At 59.4% G+C, this 16,589-nt stretch carries 12 protein-coding genes and 9 pseudogenes; 9 read left to right on the forward strand and 12 right to left on the reverse strand.

The genetic code is table 11. The annotated features are described in order from the left end of the window. Positions 1 to 82 precede the first annotated feature (82 nt). On the reverse strand, positions 83 to 424 hold the full coding sequence (locus NKI25_RS34615) for an ATP-binding protein (protein WP_353000676.1): 342 nt from the start codon (positions 422 to 424) through the stop codon (positions 83 to 85). Positions 425 to 440: 16 nt separating this feature from the next. After that, a pseudogene (locus tag NKI25_RS34620) lies at positions 441 to 1,213 on the reverse strand (Mu transposase domain-containing protein); the annotation flags it as partial. 26 nt (positions 1,214 to 1,239) lie between these two features. Between NKI25_RS34620 and NKI25_RS34625 the strand changes: the two are divergent. From NKI25_RS34625 to NKI25_RS34635, 3 genes and pseudogenes are all read left to right on the forward strand, one after another. After that, complete coding sequence (locus NKI25_RS34625) at positions 1,240 to 1,527, forward strand: DUF5372 family protein (protein WP_353000677.1); 288 nt, start codon at positions 1,240 to 1,242, stop codon at positions 1,525 to 1,527. A 344-nt stretch (positions 1,528 to 1,871) separates the two neighbouring features. After that, a pseudogene (locus tag NKI25_RS34630) lies at positions 1,872 to 1,931 on the forward strand (helix-turn-helix domain-containing protein); the annotation flags it as partial. A 497-nt stretch (positions 1,932 to 2,428) separates the two neighbouring features. Beyond that, positions 2,429 to 2,815, forward strand: a pseudogene (locus tag NKI25_RS34635) (recombinase family protein); the annotation flags it as partial. A 241-nt stretch (positions 2,816 to 3,056) separates the two neighbouring features. Here the strand turns inward: NKI25_RS34635 and NKI25_RS34640 are convergent. After that, positions 3,057 to 3,371, reverse strand: coding sequence for a hypothetical protein (locus tag NKI25_RS34640; protein WP_353000679.1), 315 nt, complete (start codon positions 3,369 to 3,371; stop codon positions 3,057 to 3,059). Positions 3,372 to 3,416: 45 nt separating this feature from the next. Between NKI25_RS34640 and NKI25_RS36660 the strand changes: the two are divergent. Beyond that, a pseudogene (locus tag NKI25_RS36660) lies at positions 3,417 to 4,022 on the forward strand (recombinase family protein); the annotation flags it as partial. A gap of 603 nt (positions 4,023 to 4,625) precedes the next feature. Here NKI25_RS36660 and NKI25_RS34650 read toward each other — a convergent pair. Further along, positions 4,626 to 5,909, reverse strand: a complete 1,284-nt coding sequence (locus NKI25_RS34650) for an ATP-grasp domain-containing protein (protein ID WP_353000698.1) — start codon at positions 5,907 to 5,909, stop codon at positions 4,626 to 4,628. A 502-nt stretch (positions 5,910 to 6,411) separates the two neighbouring features. Between NKI25_RS34650 and NKI25_RS34655 the strand changes: the two are divergent. Together NKI25_RS34655 and NKI25_RS34660 are read left to right on the forward strand one after the other, a co-directional pair. Then, positions 6,412 to 6,829: pseudogene (locus tag NKI25_RS34655) on the forward strand (transposase); the annotation flags it as partial. 144 nt (positions 6,830 to 6,973) lie between these two features. After that, a pseudogene (locus NKI25_RS34660) lies at positions 6,974 to 7,676 on the forward strand (IS6 family transposase). A gap of 336 nt (positions 7,677 to 8,012) precedes the next feature. Here the strand turns inward: NKI25_RS34660 and NKI25_RS34665 are convergent. The 6 genes and pseudogenes from NKI25_RS34665 to NKI25_RS34690 all read right to left on the reverse strand — a co-directional run bounded on the left by NKI25_RS34665 (position 8,013) and on the right by NKI25_RS34690 (position 12,126). After that, positions 8,013 to 9,182, reverse strand: a complete 1,170-nt coding sequence (locus NKI25_RS34665; RefSeq protein ID WP_353000683.1) for a M24 family metallopeptidase — start codon at positions 9,180 to 9,182, stop codon at positions 8,013 to 8,015. A gap of 475 nt (positions 9,183 to 9,657) precedes the next feature. Then, positions 9,658 to 9,942, reverse strand: coding sequence for a TOBE domain-containing protein (locus tag NKI25_RS34670; protein ID WP_353000685.1), 285 nt, complete (start codon positions 9,940 to 9,942; stop codon positions 9,658 to 9,660). A gap of 104 nt (positions 9,943 to 10,046) precedes the next feature. After that, positions 10,047 to 10,310 (reverse strand): annotated as a pseudogene (locus tag NKI25_RS34675) (ATP-binding cassette domain-containing protein); the annotation flags it as partial. A 62-nt stretch (positions 10,311 to 10,372) separates the two neighbouring features. After that, positions 10,373 to 10,900: an ABC transporter permease gene (locus tag NKI25_RS34680; RefSeq protein ID WP_353000686.1), complete on the reverse strand. Its 528-nt coding sequence runs from the start codon at positions 10,898 to 10,900 to the stop codon at positions 10,373 to 10,375. A 403-nt stretch (positions 10,901 to 11,303) separates the two neighbouring features. After that, complete coding sequence (locus NKI25_RS34685; RefSeq protein WP_353000688.1) at positions 11,304 to 11,621, reverse strand: hypothetical protein; 318 nt, start codon at positions 11,619 to 11,621, stop codon at positions 11,304 to 11,306. Continuing rightward, positions 11,608 to 12,126, reverse strand: coding sequence for a Mu transposase domain-containing protein (locus NKI25_RS34690; RefSeq protein ID WP_502897495.1), 519 nt, complete (start codon positions 12,124 to 12,126; stop codon positions 11,608 to 11,610). The genes NKI25_RS34685 and NKI25_RS34690 overlap by 14 nt, the downstream gene beginning before the upstream one ends. Before the next feature lie 28 nt (positions 12,127 to 12,154). Here NKI25_RS34690 and NKI25_RS34695 point away from each other — a divergent pair, with 28 nt between their 5' ends. After that, positions 12,155 to 12,619, forward strand: coding sequence for a hypothetical protein (locus tag NKI25_RS34695; protein ID WP_353000692.1), 465 nt, complete (start codon positions 12,155 to 12,157; stop codon positions 12,617 to 12,619). A gap of 65 nt (positions 12,620 to 12,684) precedes the next feature. After that, positions 12,685 to 13,008: a hypothetical protein gene (locus NKI25_RS34700; protein ID WP_353000694.1), complete on the forward strand. Its 324-nt coding sequence runs from the start codon at positions 12,685 to 12,687 to the stop codon at positions 13,006 to 13,008. A gap of 624 nt (positions 13,009 to 13,632) precedes the next feature. Here NKI25_RS34700 and NKI25_RS34705 read toward each other — a convergent pair. Then, a pseudogene (locus NKI25_RS34705) lies at positions 13,633 to 13,911 on the reverse strand (transposase); the annotation flags it as partial. Between the two features lie 908 nt (positions 13,912 to 14,819). On the opposite strand from NKI25_RS34705, the gene NKI25_RS34710 reads away from it, so the two are divergent. Further along, positions 14,820 to 16,208 (forward strand): M20/M25/M40 family metallo-hydrolase, encoded by a 1,389-nt coding sequence (locus NKI25_RS34710; RefSeq protein WP_353000696.1) that lies wholly within the window; start codon positions 14,820 to 14,822, stop codon positions 16,206 to 16,208. Between the two features lie 269 nt (positions 16,209 to 16,477). Here NKI25_RS34710 and NKI25_RS34715 read toward each other — a convergent pair. Further along, positions 16,478 to 16,589, reverse strand: a pseudogene (locus tag NKI25_RS34715) (IS5/IS1182 family transposase); the annotation flags it as partial.

The raw sequence follows: 16,589 nt of genomic DNA on the forward strand, positions 1-16,589 counted from the left end.
TCCGGCAGGAGCGGACACAGTCCATTATCACAATCACAGGATCAGCAGATCCAGCTTTTTCAATAACATAGCGAGGTGTGCATTATGTCGTGGGATCGGTCTGGCCGGTGACGATTAGATTCTCATGCGCCTTCAGCCATTCGCCCTGGGCGAGCGCCATGGTGCTGCGCCGGTCGAGCCCGCGCGGCGCGGCAAAGTCGATGTCCTCAATGCAGGCTTCGGGAAAGCGCAACCTGGCTGAGGCGAGCCGGTTCCGGACGCGCTTGTCGGCCCGTATGGCAACCTCGCGGTCGAGCATCAGGCCGAGCCACTCATCACGGCTGAGCTCCTTGGCGTTGTTCCGTTCGGCCAGTTCGCGCCAGGCGGCAGCCATGCCGGCCAGACCGAGGGATTGCATCTGGTCGAGGGTGGGGTTCGTCAGCATTCTTTCTTCCTTTCCTTCACTGGTAATAGGTCGAGCCGCGGATGTTGGCGTGCTGGGGAGTCGGCTTTGCCGGTCTGGGGAGCTGGCCCGGTCGAGGCCGGCTTTGAGGATGGCGGTGACGGAGGAGTAGGCGATCGCTTTGATCAGCAGCGCCCGCTCGCAGGCGGCATTGAGACGCTCCGGCCCATAGCGCGGCGCCAGCGACAGGATGCCCATGGCCGAGCGATATCCCTGTTCCGGATGCGGCCGGTCGCGCATCATGCGCTCGACCAGAATGGCGGCGTTGGGGCCGATCCCGGCCGCCCGGCTGATCAGGCTGGCCGGCGTGGTGTTGGCGTAGCGCTGGTGGGCCTTGGGCATGTGTTCGTTGACGGTGACATGGCCGGAACGCTGTGAGCGACGCACATGGCTGGCGACACGCTGGTGATCGTGGAAGATCTCGACCACTCGATGAGTAAGCCGCACCTCGACGGTGCGCCCGATCAGCCGGTGCGGCACCGAGTAGAAGGTCTTGTCGACTTCGACATGGTAGTCAGGATGCACCTTCGCCGACTTCCACTCGGCGTATTCGAACGGTGCTGCCGGCAGCGGCCTCAAGGCAGCCCGCTCGATCTCCTCGAACAGTTCGCGGCGGCTTTGGCCGACATGGCGCATCGGCCGGTTGTTCAGATCCTCGAGCAGTTCGGCGATCGCCGCGATGAGCTCGGCGATCGAGAAGAAGGATCTATTCCTGAGCCGTGCCAGAATCCAACGCTCGACGATCAGCACCGCGCCCTCGACCTTGCCCTTGGATAAAGCCGTCAACTGCAGCCCGTGTGGGGACGACCGGCCTCACGGTCCGCATTACTCACCCATTCCACCCGCTTAAAGGCCAGAGCTTCGAGATGATCAGCCGCAGCCCGCATTGGGGCGAGGACCGGGTGATTTACCGGGCGGCGGACGGGACCTTACCCACGATTGCCGCCGCAATGACGGACATGGAGCAGCCTGACGCATTCCGGCGCGTCGCCGCCGGGCGCGCGGCCTTCCGGATATCCGACCTATTGGATCTGCTGACGCTTCTGGATCGGATCTCTGCGCCGGCGGAGGCGGAGGATGCGTAAGGTTAAATACGCCGCTTGTGTAAGGCAAATTACGCCGCACCGCTTGCTTGCGCACCGGATCTATGCCCGCAAGTGCAGGACTTATCCCGGCCATCGCGGATCTTCCTTGTTTGACGTCTCATCAAGTAAGGCGTATTTATATTTACGCAGTTTGGACGATGGGCATGGCGAATCCAAAGCTAAGACGACGCGACCCAAAGGCCGAGGCCTTGGCCCGCGACGGCGCGCTCAACCCCCACCCCGAGGCCGTGCGCGACACGCTGTTCGCCGGCAATCCCTTCTTCGATGCCAAGGATCTTGTGCAGGTCCGCTACGAGATGGTGCGCCGCCATCACGCCGATCGCATGCCGATCAGCGACGTCGCCAGCGCCTTCGGGGTGTCGCGGCCGACCTTCTACAAAGCGCAGAGCGCCCTGGCCGAGCACGGCCTCGCCGGGCTGGTGCCCCAGCAGCGGGGGCCAAAGGGCGGCCACAAGATCTCTGCCGAGGTCCTCACCTACATCGACCAACTCAGGGCGACGCGGCCCGACCTCACCGTGCCGCAATGTATCGACGCGATCGCCACACGCTTTGGCGTCAGGGTGCACCGGCGAAGTCTGGAGCGGGCCATGGCGCCCAAAAAAAACGACTCGATCTGCCCTAACCGTCCGCGCGACCAGCCTCGTCGGCACATACGAACAACTGCGCACCGCGGTGCTCAGCGCCCAGCTGATTACTGGATCAGGGCTGCTCACGCTGCGCCGTCAGGGCATGGTCGCCTGGATCAAGGCCGCATCGACAGCACCCAACTTTACGCCGCCTTGCCCGGTACATCGCCCCCCGTCGGCAGGCGCGATCGCCACCAGCGAGCTCACCCTCATCCTTGCCAGCCTTGTTGTCACGCTAACCGCGGAGCCAGCACATGCCTGACCTCAAAGTCACCGCCGATCACCTGCGGCGCGACGCTTACCTCTACATCCGTCAGTCTACGCTTCGACAGGTCGCCGAGAACGGCGAGAGCACGCAGCGACAGTATGGGCTGCGTGACCGCGCCATTGCCGCCGGTTGGCCGGCCGAACGCATCCACGTTATCGACTGCGACCTGGGCAAATCGGGATCCAGCGCCGTTGCCCGCGACGGCTTCCAGGAACTGGTCAGCGAAGTAGCCCTCGCCAAGGCCGGCGTCGTCATGGGGCTGGAGGTCTCGCGCCTGGCCCGCAACTCCGCCGACTGGCACCGGCTGCTTGAGCTGTGCGCCCTGACCAGCACCCTCATCCTCGACGAGGACGCCATCTACGATCCGGCCAGCCGGCGAAGCGTTTCGCGCACAGTCGAGGGCGCAGCCCCGACCCTGTACGAGATCGCCTTGTGGCCAAGGCCCTCTTCAAATCGATATCTCAAAATCTCGCGGACACGCCGCATCGCCAATCTCTCCGCAGGCATTTCATTCCTTCTCCTGGACAACCCAAAAGAAGGAACATTTCACCAGCAGAGCACCACGCCCATACACCCCTCCAAGGGGGCGGCATCATTTCGGAATTAGGGGGCGGTTAATTCTCGGAACGAGGGGGCGAGATCATCTCGGAATCGGGGGCATCCCTCGGAATTTGCACCTGAAATGCCTGCTCACAATCAGCGAAATGCGCATTCCAGTTGAGGATGCCGGCAATCAGGTCATCATTGGCGATGAGAACCAGTTGCCGGACGGCGGCCAGGATGTCGGCCGAAGTGCTGTTGCGCTGTCCGCGCCGCCTCCTCGGCAGGCGCAGTTCGGTGTGGACGCCGCCAATCCAATGGATCAGGAGAACGATCTCTGACGCTTCTTCATCGATATCGGCGACCACCTCGTGGATGACGGTGCGCACGATGCGCTTCTTGAGCCTCGCGTCGGTCGTCGGCCCCGACCAGACATGGCTCGACATTGGAACCATCACTTCTGTCGCCAATACACGCCGCCGCGCTCGCCGCCGATCTCAAGGCTGGCCGAACTCGGCAGCGCCCGGCAGGCCCTGCTCTGGTTCCACGAGCATGGGCTGGATTTGCCAGCCAAGCGCAACAACGGTGACGTGATCTGGCGTCGGCCAAATTATGCGACCATCCACCGAATGATCGAGAACCCGAATTACGGCGGCGCCTACTCCTATGGTAAGACTCGTGCTGCGTCGGGATATGATGCAACAGCCATTCGCTCGCGCAGCCGCCGTAAGGCGCGTGATGAATGGCTGGCGCTGATCCCGGGTGCACACGAAGGCTACGTCAGCTGGGAAAGGGCGGAAGCGGTCCGCAAGATGGTGAGCGACAACGTGCCCACGAGCCGGCATCACGGGGCGGCCAAGCATGGCGACGCTCTGCTCGCCGGCCTTGTCCGCTGCCGGCGCTGCGGCCGCAAGCTGACGGTCCGCTACACGAGAACCAAGCACAACATTCCGCGCTATTCCTGCTGGCGTGGTCTGCTCGACAATGGCGAGCCGCGTTGCATCGCCTTCGGTGGACTACGCGTCGACGACGCCATCGAGGAAGCTCTTCTGCGGGTTGTCGAGCCGGGAGCGATAGCCGCGGCCGTCGAGGCCGAAGCACAAGCGGCCAGTCGCCGCGATCAGGTTCGTGATGCGCTGGTGCGCGATCTCGAGGCGGCACGCTACAGCGCTGATCGGGCGTTCCGGCAGTACGATGCCATCGATCCGCAGAACCGGCTGGTGGCGGCGGAACTGGAGTTGCGATGGAACCGGGCGCTGACGCGTGTAGGCGAGATCGAGGGCAGGATTGCCGCGCATGATCGACGGCAGGTCGCGCTGCTTAGGCGAGGTACCAGCGCACGCAAAGCAGGATCACAGATTGGTCGAACTGGGCGGCCTTTAAACATCGCAATCCTCCGAAATGGTCGAAGGATCCCTTGCCACTCGCGAGTAACAAAAACGTTGCAACAAATCCCTTCCGACTCCTCCTCAATTGACTGAGGCTTTTGGTGCGCTCAATCCTGATCACTCTGCTCGCAGCAACACAGCATCGCCGGATAGGCCAAGAACAACCTGATCGGTATTATTGACGAACAGCAAAAGTACAATCAACGACCTGCATTTCTCGCGCTCTCAATTCCACCGACGTTCGGCGATCACCTTTTAGCTGGGGACACTTGTGCTGGTGCGGAGAGGCGGGGGGGCCGCTGGTTCTTCCTGTTCGGTCGGAAATGGTGCGATCGACCAACTGATTAAGTCGACGGCACGCTCAAGTATCGCCTCGGTCCGGGCAAGGCTGGGTGAAGCTGCGATGACATGTCCGATCGCGTCTAGGCAATCGCCGTTCTTGGCGATCGTCTTCTTGGGTTCAACATACAATTTGACCTCGGCGACACCTGGTACAGCAGCCGCCCGACTGCCGCCATGGATCCAATCAAGGGTGCCGTCGCGGTCAGGAATTAGGTACCGTGTGGCCGCAATGTCTGAATGCCTTCTGCGCAAATTCCATTCCTCGCCGATGACAAGCTTGATGTGCTCGGCGATGAGATCGACACCGTAAGCCAGTTGAACCCTTTGAGGATTGGTCCCACCCGAAAGCCGTGGATTGACTTCAATGACAAGTGGACCACGCTTCGTCCACCGGAACTCAATGCTCGTTGGCCCCCAATCAAGGCCGAGAGCTTGCAAACAACTTAGCGAAACATCGGCGATGCGCTTATGCTCGTCATCAGTTAGCGGGGCCGGATAGGTGCACTCACGAAAGATAAAATGGGGGGGGGGGACAAACTCAGCGGTCCCAATCCCGATGACCTCATTTCCCATTATGTCAGCGCCATAGAATGGACCTTGTGCGAATTCCTCAACCAGTATCCTCGGCGAAGACCTCCATATGTGCTTCCTGCTCAATAGATAAGTCGTGTGTTCGGCTAATTCATCGACATTGCGGCACAATCGGACACCGCTGCTGCCGGTACCCACGGCTGGCTTAACAACCACCGGCAGGCCGATCTCCGCAGCAGACCTTTCTACGTCCGTCGCATTCGCTGCCAAGCGATAATCAGGCATCGGCACTCCGGTCTTCGCGAGAAGCTGACGTTGAGCGAATTTATCGCAGCATCGTTCAATCGATGCGGGGTTCGGTCCCGGTAGATCGAAATGCCGGCAGAGCTTGCCGACTGTCGCATAGAGCGACTCGTCGAGGGGCGTAAAGCCGGTAATGCCAGCGATGTCATACTTCGCACGCAGGTGGGAACATTCGTCGATTAATGCATCGAGATTTTCTGTATCGACTTGGATTGCCTCAATCCCTTCCGCCGCAAGATAGTCGTACTCAGTTGGATCAGCCGACAGGGTAATTGGATTAAGACCAAGTAGTCGTGCTGCTTTCACGTATATTAGACCAATACTTCTGTGGCCTTCAAGCAGGATGAGCGCTCTTCTTGCCATTGGCGTTGACCCTCCGTTGCACACTGTGCGGCGGTCTGAAGATAAACAGGCATCGGCTTTTTGTTCGTGCCTGGCCTCAGACTTGGCGGTGAAGGTAGCATTGTCAGAGATCTCCGATCGCAAAGATTCTGTGAATTTAGTTGAATGATCTATTGCAACGTTTGGTTGCCGTCGGGGTGGGCATCTCGATGAATTTCGGAGGTGCGCCAGTGCCTGTTGACAAATGAGGGACAGGGCCTTGCGACCGTGAGGCACGAGGAAAGCGAGGGATGATTGGGCGGTCTTGTCGTATTGCGTGGCGATGCGCCGAAACCGCTTGAAGCGGTTGTACATCCGCTCCACCCTGTCCTTGTAGAGCATACAGGGAGGCTGCCTATGGCTTCTTCGCGAATGACAAGGCCTACGGTGCCGCCCGAGCAGCTGACCTGCTGTGCTCTGATCCCTGAAAACGAAAGTGGAGTTTTCCGCGGTAACATCCCTTGGCTGGGAGGAGCGGAAGACGATGAAGGCATCGAAGTTCTCGGACGTGCAGAAGGCGTTCATTCTGAAGCAGGGATCGGACGGAGTCCCCGTCGCGGAGATCTGTCGTTGGGCGGATCAGCCAGGCGACGTATTTCAACTGGAAGAAGAAACGACGGACTGCTGCCGACCAAGATGAAGCGGCTGAAGCAGCTTGAGGACGCGACGGCAAGCTCAGGAAGCTGGTGGCCGATCTGTCCTTGGACAAGGAGATGCTGCAGGACGTCATTCGCCGAAAACTGTGTGGCCTGGTCGCAAACGCGAGCTGGTGGCGGAGACGTGTGATGAGTGGAACGTGTCGATCCGGCGGGCATGCCGGGTTCGGAGTTCGACACGTCGACCTATCATACAAGTCCCGCCGCCGCGATCAGGCCGGCATCGAAGCTCGGATCAAGGACATCTGGGTGGCGTTGGTGCACGGATCTTTTATTGCGTGTGGGTTTAGGCAAGCGGTAACCGCAATAGCCTTTGTAGCGTAACCATGCCTTTCAAACGGTGCTGTCACATTGATTGAGGGGTAAGGAAATTGAGGTAGCAGCGCGCCCATGACCGTGAGTGCACCGACCTACAAGAACCACCGCTATCCGATCGAAATCGTGGCCCGTGCTGTTTGGCTCTACTTCCGTTTCAATCTGAGCCTACGCGATGTCGAGGAAATGCTGCTCGAACGCGGGATCGTCGTTTCCTACGAGACCATCCGCCGATGGTGCCGAAAGCACGGCCCTGATTATGCGCGCGGCATACGCCGCAAGTCGCCGACGAAAGACGATGTCTGGCACCTGGATGAAGTCGTGGTGCGCATCAACGGTCAGAAATGCTGGTTGTGGAGAGCGGTTGATCAGGACGGATATGTGCTCGACGAGATCGTCCAGACGCGTCGCAACAGCAAGGCCGCCAAGCGCCTGCTGACGCGACTTCTGAAGAAGCAGGGTCTGCCGCCAAAGCGTATGATTACCGACAAATTGCGCTCCTACGGGGTGGCCAAACGCCAGCTCATGCCGAACGTGGAACTCCGCTCGCATAAGGCTTGAACAACAGGGCGGAGAATTCTCACCTGCCGTTCCGAAAACGGGAACGATCGCGACAGGGTTTCCGGTCGGTCGGCTCATTGCAGCATTTCGTGTCGATCTTCTCCGCCGTCCGAAATCTCTTCGTCCCATCCCAGACCAACCGCTCCGCAGCACAAATTCGAACCATCGACGCCAGGCAATGGCCGCGTGGGAAGCCGTGAGTGCACGGCCTGCCTGAAAAGCGCGGTGTCGGCCTCACGCGGCCACATTGCAAACAACGTGACAACGCCCGCCCACGGCATAGTCTGCCCCTTCAAAGATCGACATCCGCTCAAGTCCGGACCCATGCACCAACGCGGCCTGTATGGTGAGGACGGACGCCGGCGTGGCCTGACAAACCACCGGCCAACACCTAAATTGGCCGGTGGTCAACAGTGCAACTGCGCTTGCCTAAGATCGATGGCACGCGGCAGCAAGGTCGATCAGTCAGCGAACACTATAACGTGCAACCCAGCGATGTACCCGACCGGACATCGCCTGAAACATTCTGATCGATGGGTTCTGTGCGCGAAAACTAGATCTCGAAAATCTCCCGCGGAAGTGCGGAGAAGGTTTCGGCTCCGCTTTCGGTAACGCGAAATGTTTCGCTGATCACGTAACCAAAGTCTTCATCGATCCAGTTTCCGAGCATCAGGTGGAAGGTCATATTCGGTTGAAGCACAGTCCGGTCATCTTCTCTGAGGCTAGCCGTAGGTTCAGTCCAATCGATCCCGATCGCGTAGCCGCATCGCGATTCTTTCTCCAAGCCATGCTTCTTGAGCGTGGCATTGAAAGCAACCGCGATATCGCCACAGGTGGCACCAGGTTTGACTGTAGAAAGTGCAGCTTCCAAACCAGCGACTTCGCCGTCGTGGACTCGGCGCAGGCGATCAGAAGGTTTGCCGATCGAATACGTCCGCATCAGGGCCGAGACATAGCCATGACGCACACCTCCCAGTTCAAGGTTGATCTGCGATCCCTGGCGGAAAACATCTTCGCTCCAAATGATATGCGCCGTGGCCGAACGTGGCGAGGCACATAGGAACACTCTCCTCAAATCTGTGCCCGGTTTGCCATTGACGCCGCGGACCAGCGTCGCAATGATTTCTGCAGCCGCATCAGCCTCTCTAACGTCCGGACGGATAACTTCTTTCGCGCGCAACATTCCCGCATCAGAGATCGCGGCGGCCTCTCGCATCGTAGCAATCTCCAGATCTGACTTAATAAGCCGAATCCAGGGGACTTTGTCACTGAAGTCCGCTATTTTCGCCTCGGGTATTCTGGTTTTGAACCTTTCGACCAACTTCGCCGAAAGGTATTTTTGTTCAAGCGCTATGCTCCCACCGGTAAGGCGGTTGTCACGCAGGAAATCAATCACCGCATCAAAGCCGTCCTTGTCAGGGTCAGCGATGAGAGCTTCCGGGTAGCCAATGACCCGGCTCCTATCCATAAACGTCTGATGCAACGCTGCGGGCGCATCCATACGGCGTGTCAAAAAGGTCGGCTCTTCCTCTTTCAGGGAGACGATGAGGGCTTGCGGAACGTAAGCCGATTTGGCAGTGTAACCGGAAAGATAGGTGATGTCGGCAGGTGAGGTTATCACCAACGAACTGACCTCGCTTCGTTCCATTTCAGCCTTAACTGCGGCTATCCTTCGCAGATATTCAGCCTGCGGGAACGCTTGCGGCCCTTTTGGCATTGTCATGACTTAACTCCTTTTCTCGGTTGCAGTTGATTTTGCGGACGGGAATGTTGACGGCTCCGCGTAGCCTTCGAAATATCGAACGCAAAAGCTTTCACTGGCGTAGTTGTGTGCTGATTTGGGAAACGCAGCCTACTTTTGTCCCTAGATGTTGGTCGTTGGGAAGTCAAACGAAGACGGATAGAGTATCCGAGCCGGGCGCCGGCGTCGGCGGCATGGCGCCGGGCGGAACCCCGCGTTCGAGGGTTAGGATTCCGAGAGAGCGTGGTGTTAGTGATATCATGGAAGACTTTCCCCTAATGTTGTCTCTTGTACAGCAAACTCATGTGCTGAATGGGAGAGACGCAGTTCTTTGCGATCAAGCATTGTATTCATCCCGAATGCCCCGCTGACTCTCACGCGCGAATAGCCGTCCCGAGTTAGAGCGCTCTGGGTTATGGGTTGATCACGGCGGCGCCATTGTAACAACCCCGGCAAACTACTCCGTCAGGATGATTGCATCGTTCGCAGCCCACGAAGCTACACAGCTATCGCCAATGCCGGGCAATGACCCAGTCGATAGGTTCAGCACCTTCGACATCAGTTGCAATCCATTGTCGTTGCGGAATTCAAAGATCGTCGCATCCCCAACGAAGGTCATATCGACAATGCGCCCGTTAATTCCCCCTGAAGTGCCGGCGATTGCTGTCTCGAGGCGCAAATGTTCGGGCCTAACGCAAAGCGTCGCATCCGGGTCCGCGCCAATCCACTGCGCTGCAGGCAACGTCTGGTCCGCAGGACCGTGAACGATACCGGTTCTGAGCTTGACAGGTATAAGACCGTCATGTGCGGGAAGGGAGCATAGTTCTGGAAAATCACGCCAAGTTCGCGACGATGTGGCGGAAGGCGCGTGATGTCGTTATCATCCGCCAGTACCTGACCGCTGTCCGACATCGTGAAACCGACGACTATCATAACAGTTGTTGTTTTTCCCGATCCGCTTGGACCGAGTAGCGAGATGAACTCTCCAGGCGATATGGAAAGGCTAACATCGTCAACGGCCGTTACGCTACCGTAACACTTTCGTAATTCATGCAGTGCAATGCGCCCAATGTTCACGTCGGCGCTGCTCAATCCGGCTCTCATTAACATTGTAGATCCCTAGTAATTTTCGGCGCTTGCAGATCTTGATAGTCAGGTATTCTTCTGAAGCTCTAGCAGGCACCGACAACAATAATAGTCGCAGCGAACATCATCTGCAGCGCGGCCACGGCTGCGATCGTGGGATTGATATCTTGGCGGATTCCTTCCCACATGCGCATTGGCAAGGTAACGGTCTTCCCAATGCCGAGGAACAGCACGTAGACGACGTCATCGAACGAGGTGAGGAAGGCAAAAAAGCTGGCAACGATGAAGGCCGGCATGACCAGCGGCGCGACGATTGTACGAAGGGTAGCCAGATCCCGCGCCAAGGCTCCGGGCCGCCTGCTCGTATATAGGGTTGAGGTCGCGCAGGTTGGCGACCGCGATTCCCACGACGTAAGGAATACCGCGTGCCCAAGTGCCAACCCGAACTCGGTGCCCTGCAGCCCCAACCGGACCAGCAGAAAATAGGTTGCGACCGCCACAACAACGGCCGGCATGATGATCGGCGCGAGCACGAGGGCGACTATTGCTCCGCGACCGCGGATGCCGCCGAGCACGGTCGCCATACCCGCCGCCATCTCTTCCCACTCACGCACCTTGTCTTTCTGTGATCTCAAACTGACGAATATGATATTCTATTATGTGATTTGAAGCGTGTCAAGGGCCGACATCGAGACATCGTTTCGGCACAGGCAGCTTCGGCCTTCTCTACCCAGGATCGTTCCTCGGCGCGCTGGCGGGGACGGTTTGGTCGAAGGCCGTGCCATTCTTGCATGGCTCCTTGGCAGGCCGGCACGCAGTTCGGCCGATCTGAACTTGCGGGCGGGCAAGACCGGCCGAACCCACATGTAGTTAGCGGTCGTCAGGAAGTGCGCATAAACGGTGCCATGTGCAGTTTGGGGTTTTCCTGTGAGAGAGGTAGGGACCTGCTGATTGGGTTTAGTCAGTTGGGGCCCGTTGGCTCTGGATCTCCTTCTGGATGTCGAGGGCGTAGCATAATCAGATCTTGTCGCGCAGTTCGGTGAGGAGCTCGAAGACGGCGAGCGCCTGGTCGGGTGTCCATGTTGTTGGGATGTCTAGCGGGAAGAAGAGCGGCAAGCCTGGTTTTGAAGGTGCTGTCGTCATGGCTTTGCCGGCCTTCTTTGGACGGCGCGCTGTTCGGAGCGTTCGGTCGCCTCTTTGAGACGGTAGGATTGACCTTCGATGGCGATCACCTCGGCATTGTGGACGAGTGGCGTCCTGCCAGTGGGCCACAAGCCCGTGCAGATGCAGGCGCGCGGCGCGGTCACGCCCATCTTCCGGATCAGAAGTGGTCATCGGGGGTTTCCTTGAGTCGGTCGTAGATGTCTAGACGGGCGGGCCTGACGGGGCTGTCCTTGTCCTGCACATGCTGAGGCAGCGCGACATGCAGCAGTGGGGGTTGGCGGCGCCGTTCACGTCGGCGCTCAAGGATCAACTGCACAGCGTTGGGATGGGGCGCTGGCCCTTCGAGTGCCAGGACCTCCAGGATCCCGGTCTGAAGCTCATTGGCTCCGTAGTGCTCGAGCAGTCGGTTCAGTCCGATGACGGCAGAGTGCAAGGAGTGACCGTTCTGAGCGGCGCGCTCAAGAAGCGCGGTACTGGCCGGGACGGCGATGGCCAGGCGATCAGTCGCGCTGTGGCGCCGGGCCGCACGCTTCTCATCGACCAGTGCCTTGATATGGGCGGCATCCTCTGTCTGGGCGCCCTTGTCGTAGCTGCGGACGTGACAGGCAATGATCTGCGCACCGTCCAGGATGCGGACCTCCTTTTGCGTTGCCGTCACGCTCAAGGTGCGAAGCACGTGCGACCGGACGGGGGTCGTATCGATAGTGGGCGGAAAAGGCGATCAGGGTAGGATTGAAGGGGATTGTGTCGCCGCGACGCTCGAGCACTGCGCTCTTCAGATTATCGTAGAGCACGACCTTTGGAATCCCGCCCCATCTTTCGAAGGCTTCGAGGTGACCGGCCAGAAACGCTTCCATCCTTGCATCCAGAAAGAAACGCAGGAAGATCCGGCGCGAGTGGCTCAGGACGATGACGAAGGCCATGAGTGGGCGCCGCGCCCGGCCAATCTGCAGATGTCCGAAGTGGCCCCAGTCCGCCTGGGCCTGTTCGCCAGGAAGTGTCCTCAAGCGCAGATAAGCCTCGGCCTTGGGGCGAGGCCGGTGGCGGGCGATCACGTGACGGAAATGGCCGCTGTCACCGCGGTATCCCCGCTCAACGACCATGCCGTAAAGACGGGCAGCAGTCAGGCTGGGAAAGGTCTTCAAGGTCTCAAGGATGAAGGGAGATAGGAGTCGATCTTGCTGGGTCGGGTCTGCGGGCCATGGGGCGCCAGCCCGGATCGGGCAAGCACTCCATGAACGGTGTGGTGGTGGATGCCGAGCTGCCGGGCAATGGTGCCAGCGCGCCACTTCTCGAAATGGTGATAGCGCAGGATCTGGGCCTGCAGTTCAAGAGATATGGCCATCGTTATCCTCAAGACGGAGACGTTCGAATGGCTTGGCGGCGACGCAGAGGCTCGCGGCGGACAAACGGCGAGCAGCAGCGATTACACCAGTCACAGTGGCGCCCTAAAACACCCCCCAACGACCCCGTCGAGATCGCAGGCTCGGTTAAGGACGGCGTATCAGCGGTGTCAGGCGCCTGGATCTGCGTCGTCGCCATTGCCGTCATGACATAAACATTGGCGTCGTCAGCGGGTGAACCATGGTGCGTCACTTTATTGAGTCGGGCCCGGTACCGGCGGCTGCGCTCGGCGTGAGCGAAGCGGCCGTTTCTGCTGGCTTGGTAGCGCCTGGCAACATCCCGTCGCCGCTCGGCACGCGCAACACACGCGCAACCACCGGCACAATAGATCTGTCCACGGTCGCAACATCTGCAGATCAGTGTCTGAGCCCGGCAACACTCGCAAAGGAAGAAGCGCCCGGTATCCTCTTCTGCCGCCCTGTGGCGGTGTCCATGACGTGGACGCGAGGTGTCATCTGCGCCATAATAGCCCGGCATTCGTGTTCCGCACGGTGTAGGGTGCGGCGCCGGGTAAACTTGCAAGGTTGGGTCGGCGCCGCGCCTGCTTTAACGATCTGGGAAAAGATTAAAGCACGCGCTGCGGCTCCGCCGGCGCCCACGCGCTTCACCGAAAAAGCATCGGCGAAAAATATTCTCCGGACCTCGCCCCCGCAGCTTCGCTACGCGCGGTCCGCGCTACGCTGCGCTGCGGGGAGCGAGGTCCTCCTATGCGATCCCGCGGAACACTGTATCTCCCTGCTGGCACCGAATACGCGCACTTCCTGACGACCGTTCACATGTAGTCGGCATCCTTGCTAAGCATGTGCCACAGCGGATCATTGCGAGCTTGTGGGCGGTGGCAACAGCCGCGATGTGCTTTCCCTCGACGCGCAGCGATCCGCTTGTAAAACGCCCGCAAAGGTCGGGGGGGGCAGCGGCCCACGCCGCATCGACCAGGATACCCCCTGCATGGCTGCGGCCCTGCTTCGTGATGCGCCGATGATAGGCGGGCCTTCTCCAGACTGCTGAACGCTCGGGTTGAGGCCAGATAGGCCACAAGCCTCTGCGGATCGCGGAACGGGCGGTTCAGTCGTTCGGCCCTGTCCACTCTGGCTGACTATGTCAATCAGAAGCTCAGGGCTGGATCATGCGAAAGTTAAAAGCGCTATGAGTCTCATAAGACCCGAGCCAGCCTCTTTTTGAGAAAGTTGGCCCGGGATAATCCGAGGCTGTTCGTTCTCTGGCGGCTATTCGGAACGAGGCCGTTTGCGACGCCATCGGTCAAACCCTTGAAACTGTCACTTTAAATGAATGCCGAAATTACTTCGTCGAGGGCTATCATCCCGCTCTAGGGGCTTACCGTCCTTCCTTCGAATTTGGGACAGAGCCAGACGTCGCGTCTCGCGCTCGGGGACTCAGAATGGCATAGCTTTCAATTGACTTTGTGATGCCAAATATGGCAAGTGGATCAAAGATAATTCACTCTAAGGGATTGAACGATGAGCAACTCAGAGAAACTACCGGGAGTTTGACACAATGCGGGCTCTTGGCCCCTGCGAACCTTCTCCGGCGCCGGTGCAGCATCCAAAAGTACATGGGTCGAAGTCCCTGAGCCAAACGGCAGCCCGGCCGCATGGTGCTATAGCGACAAGCGGAGTTACAGCCCTGGCGAGACGGTCCGGCTCTTCATTTCGGCAACAGGGTCTCGAAAGACGACGCGATCGCGTTGGAAGAATGACCGCAGTTCACCGATGCAGCGCTCAGCCGAGCTCGATGGGGGGCAGGCCAATCGGTTCGCGGTCGTGAAATCGAGAGATGGGAGCCTAATCCAGCAAGGTTGATCCCGAATCCAGCATCGCCTGTCTTGAACGCTTGCGTGCCCCCCATAAGGACGATTTGAATTCCCGCAAGGGCAGTACACGCAACTCACCAGCGTTCCTGAGCTAAAAACCTGAAGCATGAGTAAAACCGCCTAGGAAATCATTCATGGCTGCGCTACCTTACGTCCTCGATCACATCGACACCGAATGCGACGCCGCGATCTCGCGCCTATTCGGCCTTTTGCGCATTAAGTCGATCTCCACTGATCCGGCCTACAAAGCGGATTGCCGCAAGGCCGCGGAATGGCTGGTCGATGATCTCAATTCGATCGGCTTCAAAGCGAGCATACGCGACACCAAAGGACACCCCATGGTCGTCGCTCACCATGACGGCCCCGCCGGCGCTCCGCATGTGCTCTTCTATGGCCACTATGACGTTCAGCCGGTTGATCCGCTCGAACTGTGGACGCACGACCCGTTCGACCCTGCCGTGCGCGAGAGCGAGGATGGCCACCAGATCATCACCGGACGTGGCGCTTCCGATGACAAGGGCCAACTGATGACCTTCGTGGAAGCGTGCCGCGCTTACAAGGCCGTCGATGGGGCGCTGCCCTGTAAAGTCACGATCTTCTTCGAGGGGGAGGAGGAGTCTGGTTCGCCCTCGATGCAGGCTTTCTTAGAGGCCAATGCCGAGGATTTAAAGGCCGACTTCGCGCTGGTTTGCGACACGAGCCAGCGCGACGCGACGACTCCGGCCATCTGCGTCGGCATGCGCGGGCTGGTAGAAGAAGAGGTGACGATCCATGCGGCCAACCGCGACCTTCACTCGGGCATCTATGGCGGCGCGGCGGCGAACCCGATCCGTGTGCTCGCGAAGATCCTTGCTGATATGCATGACAAGGATGGCCGCGTGACAATTCCCGGCTTCTATGATGGCGTCGAGGAGACGCCGAGCCAGGTCTTGCATTCATGGGAGGTCCTCGGCGAGACGGCTGAGAGTTTCCTCGGACCAATCGGCCTGTCGGTGCCTTCGGGTGAGAAGAGCCGCTCGATACTCGAACTGGTTTGGGCGCGACCCACGGCCGAATTCAACGGGTTTTCCGGCGGTTATACGGGTAAGGGCTTCAAGACCGTCATTCCGGCGCAAGCCTTTGCCAAGGTTTCGTTCCGTCTCGTTCACAAGCAGGACCCGGCCAAGATTAGGGCCGATTTCCGCAAATTCGTTGAGGAGCGCCTGCCGGGAGACTGCAGGGCTGAATTCGAATCGCATGACGGATCGCCCGCGCTTCAGCTTCCCTACGATGCTCCATACCTGGCTGCCGCCAAGTCAGCACTCGCCGATGAATGGGCAAAAGCGCCGATCATGAAGGCAATGGGTGGTTCGATTCCTGTTGTCGGCGACTTCCAGACATATCTGGGCCTGGACTCACTCTTGGTGGGCTTCGCGCTCTCCGACGATCGCATCCATTCGCCCAACGAGAAGTACAATGTGACATCATTCCAAAAGGGTCAGCGGTCTTGGGCGCGGATACTCGACGCGCTGGCAAGAGAATAGCACCCAAGTCCAGCCAATCCGGGAAGGAAGCAGAGGCCGCTTCGTTCAAAATCCGATCGTTCACCGCGTACGCTTGGATGGCCACCCAGTCTGCACGCGCTACGCAGTCTAGCAGGGGGCCTTCGGCGGGAAGTTATTCGGACGGGCTTCTCTTTAAGGATGATCCACGTATGATCCACGCGACTTGTCGCGCATCTTCGTATGGCGTCCATCTGCGCGTTGGTGCATGGGTCCGGACTTGAGCGGATGTCGATCTTTGAAGCGGCAGACTATGCCGGGGCCGCCTTGCGGCGGGCGGATTTCGGGCGTGCGCAGGCAAGCATGCGGTTTAGGACGGCGCAGCCGATGGCGACTTCGGTCTGCTGAACGGGAAGCGACCGT

This window comes from Mesorhizobium sp. M0808, assembly GCF_040320025.1.
In the GTDB taxonomy this organism is placed as follows: Bacteria; Pseudomonadota; Alphaproteobacteria; order Rhizobiales; family Rhizobiaceae; genus Mesorhizobium.